General features: G+C 60.2%; 8 protein-coding genes and 1 pseudogene. 4 read left to right on the top strand and 5 right to left on the bottom strand.

The genetic code is table 11. The annotated features are described in order from the left end of the window. Positions 1 to 658: IS630 family transposase (locus M2427_RS41770; RefSeq protein ID WP_280712535.1), on the bottom strand; the 658-nt coding region annotated here is incomplete at its 3' end. Positions 659 to 683: 25 nt separating this feature from the next. Here M2427_RS41770 and M2427_RS41775 point away from each other — a divergent pair. The 4 genes from M2427_RS41775 to M2427_RS41790 all read left to right on the top strand — a co-directional run bounded on the left by M2427_RS41775 (position 684) and on the right by M2427_RS41790 (position 3,795). Beyond that, entirely contained in the window at positions 684 to 995 is a 312-nt protein-coding gene (locus tag M2427_RS41775) for a helix-turn-helix domain-containing protein (RefSeq protein WP_307769121.1), read from the top strand. 623 nt (positions 996 to 1,618) lie between these two features. Next, positions 1,619 to 2,683 carry a hypothetical protein gene (locus M2427_RS41780; protein WP_041750393.1) on the top strand — a complete coding sequence of 355 codons (1,065 nt, stop codon included), beginning with the start codon at positions 1,619 to 1,621 and terminating at the stop codon, positions 2,681 to 2,683. A gap of 23 nt (positions 2,684 to 2,706) precedes the next feature. Beyond that, on the top strand, positions 2,707 to 3,213 hold the full coding sequence (locus tag M2427_RS41785; protein ID WP_012041678.1) for a TlpA disulfide reductase family protein: 507 nt from the start codon (positions 2,707 to 2,709) through the stop codon (positions 3,211 to 3,213). 30 nt (positions 3,214 to 3,243) lie between these two features. Next, positions 3,244 to 3,795, top strand: a complete 552-nt coding sequence (locus tag M2427_RS41790) for a hypothetical protein (protein ID WP_148221407.1) — start codon at positions 3,244 to 3,246, stop codon at positions 3,793 to 3,795. Between the two features lie 846 nt (positions 3,796 to 4,641). Here M2427_RS41790 and M2427_RS41795 read toward each other — a convergent pair. The 4 genes and pseudogenes from M2427_RS41795 to M2427_RS41810 form a co-directional block, all read right to left on the bottom strand. Beyond that, positions 4,642 to 5,250, bottom strand: a complete 609-nt coding sequence (locus tag M2427_RS41795) for a hypothetical protein (RefSeq protein ID WP_041750394.1) — start codon at positions 5,248 to 5,250, stop codon at positions 4,642 to 4,644. Positions 5,251 to 5,704: 454 nt separating this feature from the next. Then, a pseudogene (locus tag M2427_RS41800) lies at positions 5,705 to 5,925 on the bottom strand (3-hydroxybutyrate dehydrogenase); the annotation flags it as partial. Between the two features lie 30 nt (positions 5,926 to 5,955). After that, complete coding sequence (locus M2427_RS41805; protein ID WP_012041682.1) at positions 5,956 to 6,747, bottom strand: acetoacetate decarboxylase; 792 nt, start codon at positions 6,745 to 6,747, stop codon at positions 5,956 to 5,958. Positions 6,748 to 6,783: 36 nt separating this feature from the next. Further along, the gene (locus tag M2427_RS41810) at positions 6,784 to 7,956 is read right to left on the bottom strand and encodes a DUF3734 domain-containing protein (RefSeq protein WP_012041683.1); all 1,173 of its coding nucleotides are present in this window, start codon (positions 7,954 to 7,956) and stop codon (positions 6,784 to 6,786) included. Positions 7,957 to 8,463: the final 507 nt, after the last annotated feature.

Below are 8,463 nucleotides of genomic sequence, written 5' to 3' on the forward strand. Positions count from 1 at the left end.
TGGCCGTGCCGTTGCGTCGGTACTCGTAATCGTAACGCTCGATCCGGCCCGGCTTGGCGGGAATCGGTTGACGGGTCTCGCCGATGAGTTGGACCGGGCTCTCGTCGAAGCAGACCACAGGCCGCTGCGGATCGGCCGCTTCGGCATAGAGATCGAGCACATCCTCCATCTGCGCGACATACTCCGCATCGACCTTTGGGATGCACCACATGCTTTTGCGCCATGGCTTGATGTGGTTTTCGGCCAGGCGCCGCCGCACCGTTTCTCGCGACAGTCCCTCGTGAGACGTCAATCTGACCATCTCGTCGGCCAGAAGCTCCAGCGTCCAGCGCGCACGGCCTGTCGGAGGGCTTGCACAGGCGGTGGCCACCAGCAGCGCCTCCTCTTTCTCCGTGAGCTTGCGTTCCGCCCCGCGACGAGGCTCTTCGCTCAAGGCCGCGGTCAGATTCCCTTCGATAAAGCGTCGTCGGGTCCGATAGACCGTCGAGGCGCCGATACCCACGCTGGTGGCGATGTCGTCGTCGCTCATCCCTGCATCCGCTGCCAGCAGGATCTGCGCGCGCTTGAACTTGCGCGCCGCCAGCGGGCCGCCCTGCAGCAGCAATCTGAGTTCCGCCCGCTCGTCCCTGGTCAGCTTGACGTGATATCGTACATTCATCGTGGCCTCCATCGTGGAGGCCGAGGTGAATCTGCTGATGAATCAAATGTCTGGCAAAGCTGCGCCCCGCTTCACCGCCAAGCAGGGCCAATATCTGGCGTTCATCGATGCCTATATCCGTGTCAATCGGCTGCCGCCGGCCGAACGCGACATTCAACGGTTTTTCGGCGTCACGCCGCCGACCGTGCACCAGATGATCCTCACCCTCGAGCGCAACGGCTTCATTCGCAGAACGCCAGGCGCCTCACGCAGCATCGAGATCGTCGTGCCACCCGAAGACCTCCCCGTTCTGCAAGCTACAGATCAATCCGTCAAAACCTCTGTGCAGAGGTACTAGGTGGGCAGATGCGCCAACGGCTGCGAAATTTTCTTCCGGTTCTCTTAGTGGCGCTGGCCATTCAGGTTCTGGCGCCAATCGTCGCTACGTTTGCGATTGCCGGAGCCGTATCTGATTGGGCGTGGTCGGATAAAATATGCCACCACGGATCCGATGCCTCGTCTCCAAACGGCGATGATAGCGGCCACGGATGCGACGATGGCTGCCCTCTCTGCTGTGTAGCTGCCCAAGGGGATGGGTGGCTCAATGTACCGCAGTTGACCGCGATCTCGGCGCCGCAAGCCGTCTGCACGAGCGTCGACTGGTCCGGGCAAATGCCCGGCGGGATAGCCTCGCTTCTCGACACGAGCAGGCAGGCGCGAGCACCCCCTCAGACCACCTGAGCCATCCTGGTCCTGAGCTATCCGTTTCTTCATTGACGGCCCGGCGGATTTCGACGTTCCGCTCCTGAGGTTAGTCGTGAACTAACGATCCTATGACAGTTCTTAGCACGACCATGACCTGAACAGAGGGAGCCGAGGCCGCAACCCAGCAGTCTGGCCAGACTCTTCCCGAAATCTCGTAACAGCAGCGTGCGCCTGGTTTTGACCATGCATGCTCCCCCAGACCTGACTGGAGAAGATATGTTCATCAATCCTCACAACCACAGCTCCCAGCTTGTCCGACAGGCGCTGAGTCTCGTTATGCCTCTCGTCTTGGCCTTCGGCTTCATCGTGGTGCTGGCGCCAGCGCCGGCGAATGCCTGTGCTTGCGGCTGCAGTGTTTTTGACGTTGGCGGCGGCTTGCTGCCTCAGGAAGACGACCATGGCGGCAGGATATTCACAGAATGGTGGCATTCTGATCAGAACAAGAACTGGATTGGCGGATCGAAGGGGCCGGCAGGCGCCAATTCCGATAAGCAAGTTCGGACTGACTGGTTCACGGTCGGGCTTCAATACATGTTCAATCGTGACTGGGGCGTCACTGTCCGCGTTCCCTACGTCAATCGGTCCTTCACCACGGATACCAACTTCCCGAACGACCCAGCCACCCCGCAGACTTTCAAATCACGCTCGTTCGGCGATGTCGAAGTCATGGGAATGTACACCGGCTTCTCGAAAGATCTATCGACCGGGATCATCTTTGGATTGAAGCTGCCGACCGGGACGTTTACCGCTACCGGGTTGGATCGCGATACCCAGATCGGCTCCGGGAGCACCGACCTCATCCTCGGCGCCTTCCATCGTGGAATGATCACGGGCGACAACGCTTGGCAATATTTTTCTCAGATCAGGTGGCAGCAGCCATTTCTGTATCAGTCAGCGTATAATCCAGATTCGGGGCTGAACGAGCTTTACAAGCCTGGCTACCAGATTGATGCTGCCGGCGGCATCGTCTATAACAATTTTTATAATGTGCTTGGCTTTGATAAGATTGCCCCGCTGGTGCAACTCATCGCCTCCCATCGGCAACGCGATAGCGGCCCAGCCTCCGACCCGCTCAATACCGGATTCGACCGCCTCATGATCTCTCCCGGCATCGAGTTCACGAAGGTTCTCGATGAAGAGCACAAGCGGGTCTTCAAGTTCTATGTCGATGTCGAGATTCCGATCTATTATCGGACCAACGCTGCGATCAACGACAAGGGCAGCCAGGGGCAGCTCATTGCGCCCTACATGTTCAAGACCGTGGCGAGCTACAATTTCTAGCCTCGGATCGACTGGAGAAGGGAATGCCGATTAGAGCGCGCAGCAGGCGCACGGTGCCTCTTGTTGCCGGCATCATCGCGGTGGCGATGTGGGGCGCTGCCTCCGCCGCCCCCGCGATCGATGAGGCAGCCCCGCCTCTCATTGTGTCCGCGCTCGGTGGCGAGACCCTCGATCTCGGCAAAATGCGCGGGAAGGTCGTGCTGGTCAACTACTGGGCAACATGGTGCGCTCCCTGCCGGAGGGAATTGCCAGTTCTCAACGCATTTTATCGCCGCTATCACGAACGAGGACTGGAGCTGATAGGTATCAGCGCGGACCGTCCGGAGGACTTCGGCAAAATGCGCAAGATCAGCGGGACATTGGCATATCCGACGTCCACGCTGGAGCGTATTTCACAAGACGGGTTTGGACCGCCGGAAGGTTTTCCGCTGACCTTTGTGATCGATCGCGATGGCGTCGTGAGAGATAAGTTCATTGATGTCCGCGAACAGTTGTTGCGTGACGTGGTGCTGCCACTACTTCCGCATTGAGCGGCGCGAACGAAAGCTGGGAGTAGGCGAGTGGCGCGAGCAGCCCTTGGAATGCTGATTGGGATATCGCTCGGCTGGTCAGTGGCCGAAGCACAGTCAAATCTGCCAGGGGCTTTCGTTGCTGACCCTGGTACTGGCTGCAAGGTTTGGAATCCTCATCCGCTTGCCGACGAAGCTGCGAGTTGGTCAGGCAGCTGCGTCAATGGCCTGGCAGAAGGTGTCGGCACGCTGCGGTGGCTCCGCAGCGGGAGGATCTTCGAGATGGACGACGGGGGTTGGAAACAGGGGCGTCAAGAGGGACGGGGTACCCAGGACTGGAAAACGGGACGCTACGAGGGCGACCTCGTGAGCGGCGAGCCGGATGGCTATGGTATCATGACTTTGCAGGCGGCCCGTTATGAGGGGCAGTTCCGCAAGGGCAAACCATACGGGGAGGGTACGCTCATCACGCTGCAGGGCGTGTTAAAGGGATTCTGGATTGACGGCTGCCTGAATCATAACGGCCGTAAGGTTACTTTTGCCGTGCCGTCGTCGGCCTGTGGCCAGAAGCGGAATGGTCAAGTCAAGAGGAGTACTTCATGAGGCTGGCTACTGCATTTACACTCATGGTGATGTCGGCTTTGATTGTTGGTGCACTCCCTGCGCATGCGACGCAGCCGGGAGAAAGAGCGAAGGTTTGCCGGATGGAGCAGCAGTGCCGCTGGGAGAATTTCAAGAAGATCTGCGTATACGTCAAAGTGTGTCGCTGAGGTGACTTAGCCCGCGTTCATCTCATCATCCCCCTCCGGGACGACGAATCGGGCGGTCACTGGCTGTCATGCTTGCTTCAGCCGCGCCATCGCCGAATTGGAACGGAATATCGGGCCGAGATTGACCTGCTGAGCGAGCCTTTCCGACAAAAGGAGAACCTCGTGCGGGTTCAATACAGGTTTGAGGAGGCGTTTGTCGGAATGGCCGTTGACTTTCCGAGGAGATCATATGCCTCTTAATCAGCGGCTCCGGTCTAGTTGCAGGTTCGAGTCCTGCCGGGCTCACCAACGAAATCAACCACCTTGCTTATCTTTTTTGGGCCGAGCTGGATCGCCGCACCAGATACGGGCACTTCTCTTTCGTGCGCAAGTTCGCGCATCCGCTCGATCCCGCTAGGCCGATCTAGGTGATGGCGAATGCAATCGTGGAATATCGACCGGCTTCGTTGATGTTCTGGCTTTCCTTTTGCTTTCGATCGCGTTTGTTGCGCACCAATCAGGTTGTTTCTGCTCCGAAACTGGTGCGGTTGAGGCTGGGACGTTCGGCTTTCAGGTCTTCGAGCCGAATATCCCCGCCCTCCTGCCTGGCTGACAGATCCCATACTGCAGGCGGGCCGCCAGGAGAGTTGTCAAGCATCTCCCCTACTGGCTGCCAACTGGAAAACGTCTAGCTGTTGCTTCAGCTCTTCGAGCCTGAGCCCTTCAACGCCTCCCAAGCCGCCTGGTTGGCCTGATCGAATGCCTTGCGGGATTCCGCGAGCGCTGCGCTGAGCACCGACCACGACTCGCCGCCCGCTTGCCTCAGCTTCTGCAGACGAGCCTCTGCATCGGATGCGTCGGATTTCATCTGCTTGAGCGCAGCGTCAAAGTCGCCGGTGTGAGCCGCGGCAACTTTGCCTGCCGCTTCGCGAAACTTCTCGGCCGCCTCGCGCCAGGACTTGGCTTGCGCCGCCGCGATGTCTTTGAACGTGGTCTGCTGTTGCTCGAACTGCTTGCCCGCGCTCTCGAAGTAGGTCGTCATCTGCGCCTCGAATGCGTTCCACTGCTTCTCGAGCTCTGCCTTGCTGCGTGCCCATGCTGCTTCGCCGACTTCCGCCTGCGTCTTGAGCTGCGCCTGGAATTCGTCGCGGCGTTTCTTCAGATCAGCGATGATCTGGTCGGCCTTAATCTTTGACTCGGCCTTGGCCTCGCCGGCCTTGATTTCGAACGAGGCAAGCGCGGCGTCCATCTCGTCGATGCGCTCCTTCGCCCAATTGAGGTAGAAATGCATGCTGCTCTGCTGTGACATGACCCATCTCCGCTGACTAGCCGAGATCGAATGATTTCCGAGCTCGACCTTGCTCGTATTGACTTGTGTCAACCGTCCTCGCCTTGGCATGCCGGAGTGGGCCAACAGAGCCCCGCCTAGCCCGGCGATATAGGGAAGAAACGTTGTCGCTTTGCCGCGGCGATTGCGTTGCGGTCGCGCTGGTTTCCGATCGTGCGACGGAGGTCCCAACGACCGCTGCGTAGAACTCTCTCGGAGCTATCAGCGGCGCATCGCCGGGCAGAACGTCATCATTGAAGGTATCCTCGCGCCCGTACAGAGCCCTGACAAGGCTCTTATCTGCGGTAAGGTCGAGCGGGGAACTGCGGCTGGAGTCCTTGAACTCGTTGCTGGCTTTGACAGAGGACATGATGAGGAAATCCGTGTTGCGAGAATATGTGCCGTCGCGCTTTGATCGCGTTCGACCTGTGACGATCTACGCGGCGGTCAAGCCTCCATCCATGCAGAGATTGGCGCCGGTGATCCGGGCCACGGAGTCACGCACGGGAGCAGGGGAGAGAAGCAAGCTGCTCGATCGTCACGACCATTGGTGGGCTGCGCTGCGAGCAGGATGTTGTTGACGACGTCGTCTCTGCTCATCCGGGGGGCCTTCATTGTGTTCGGAATTTGCTTCTCCACGAGCGGGGTCCAGACGTAGCGGAACTGCGTTCCGGGCCAGTTTCGGTCTTAGAAGACCAAAGCTCTCTCATTGGCCCGAAGCGAGTGTCCGACCGGCTGTTGCAGATAGTCGTGAACCACCTTCCCGAGACCAAGTGTGAGATCTGCGCGGATGTGAACAGCGGAGACGATCTCCAGAACCGGCAACTCGGCGACAGGCGCCAGCGCGTGAGCCGTCAACGCAAGAGCCGCCGGCCCGGTCCAGGCTCCCTTCAGCACGATGTCCTCAAGGTGGTATTCGACGAGCTCGCAGATGCGCGGGCTGCCGTCGACGTGAGGGATGATCTTGAGCAGGAAGTTTGGCTCGTGAAGACCAGCCTTGACGCGCGCCAGATCCGCGGGGCGATGCTTGTAACCCATCGTCCCGGTCGCCACGCGCAGGGGACCGTAGTCCAGCGTGCCGATCAGGGTATCGATCTCGGTTCGCAAGGTCGGCTGCGCCAGCTTCTTGGGAAAACCCCAGAGTTCGCGTCCGCCTACGATGGGGCCTTCGTCGTTGAGAAACATGCAATGCGTGTAGCCGCCTTTGCGCCCGCGGAATGCGACCGGAATGACCTGGCCGCTTTCGGTGTAGTCGCCGAAACCGTTCGAATCTGGCATGCGGATGAACTCATATTTGACGAGCGCGTTGCGCTCATCGAACTCCAGCGGCTCAGGAACCACCGCTCTCAGCTTGGCCGGATCGGTGCGGTAGGTGATGATCAGATATTCGCGGTCCACGAACCGGTACGGTCCCGGCGGATAGGCGGGATTGGTGAGCGGCATCGCAAAGGCACGTTGTTTCACGTCGATCTCACGCATTCGAGTTTCTCCACAAGGTTCGATTGGTCGGCCTAGCTACTCACGGCCGTCCTGTTCGAGATCAAAGGTGAAGACGCCGTCCGGGCTGGAGGGGCGGGCGAGGACCTCGGGATGGCGCAGCGTCCGCAGCGCATCGTGGTAGCCGGCGCGCCAATGGTCCTGCATCGACAAGCGGGAGAATTCGTAATCCTTGGAGTGACCTTCGTGGGTTCGCGTCCGATAGATCAGGTGCACAATGTTATAGACGTTTCGGGACACGGCCGTGCTCAGGAGCTGCACATCCTCATGCTTGCTGAGATCGTCAGGCAGCCGCCCGAGCAGATCGGTAAGCGCACGACGCAGGCGTTGCACGCGTTTGAACTGATCGGTGCTGGCGCGCGTGCGGCTCGAATACTGGATCTCCTTGTGGCGCGTCACGACTTCGGCCATGTTGCTCGGAATTTGACCGCGCGCGCTCCAGAGATCGACCTGGAACGCAAGCGTGTCCTGCGGGGCGCCCCACTCGATCACCCACTGCAGCGGCGTGTTGGAAACCAGGCCGCCGTCCCAATAGTGCTCGCCCTCGATCTCCACGGCCGGAAAGCCCGGCGGCAGCGCGCCGCTCGCCATGATGTGCTCGGGTCGGATGGTGTGGGTCGTGTTGTCGAAATAGACGAAATTGCCGGTCCTGACGTTGACCGCGCCGGCGCTGAAGCGGGTCATTCCGGCGTTCAAGCGATCGAAATCAACCAGGCGCTCCAGCGTGGTCTTGAGTGCGGCCGTGTCGTAGAAACTGGTGGCGTCACTGGTGCCGCCAGCCTGCAGCCAGGGCAGCACGGGTCGCGCCGAGAAAAATCCGGCTGCACCGCAGGCGGCTGCAAGGCCGGCGCTCATCTGGTTGACAAGATTGCGCGTAGCGTCACTCCGGGTCCAATCGAGCAAGGGGTGGCCGGACCAATCCCAAGGCGCCGTCGAGGTGACCTGGGTCCAGAACTCGCGCAGTCGGTCAACACGGGTCTCCGGCGGATTGCCGGCGATGATGGCGGCGTTGATGGCTCCGATCGAGATGCCGGCGACCCAGTCGGGATGAATATTGGCCTCGGCAAGGGCTTCGTAGACGCCGGCCTGGTAGGCGCCGAGTGCGCCGCCGCCTTGCAACAGCAGGGCGATGCAATCGAAGGGCAATTGACGCTGCGCAATTGAGAGCTGCGATCGTGGCTGAAAGTTCATAGCGGATGTGCCTATGGGGTCAGCGGCGAGGCCGACGGTTTGCTGAGGGCCTGCGCAAGCAGGTGTGGATCAGGACAGGTTCGAAAGACATGGCGCTGAGAGGGTAGAGCCGTGGAGCTGGGGGCGCGTCTGTCGTGTGGTTTCGTGTCTTTGGACGCGAGGCGCTCTCTCCTCCTGTTCGGCGAGCGTCGACCCAGGACTGGGCAGGCCGATTTGCGCCCATTCGCGCGCTCGGCGGCGGAGGAGCCCGAGACGACGCGGCCATGCGTCGAACCTGCAAGTCCGCTTGCGCATGCAAGAGTGACGACAAGGACCAGACTGAGACGTGCGATCCATGGCTTCGGCCGCAGCCCGTAGGGACTGCCGGTTGTACCGAGACTACGCATCTGAGATTCACACGGCGGCTAGTGGCTGCGTGTTCCAGCCGATCGTGATCACGGATTCCAGACCATCGTGATCACACATTCCAGAGCATCGTGATCACCGTTTCCAGCGGATCGTGATCGC

The organism is Bradyrhizobium sp. BR13661 (assembly GCF_029892425.1).
Lineage (GTDB): Bacteria > Pseudomonadota > Alphaproteobacteria > Rhizobiales > Xanthobacteraceae > Bradyrhizobium.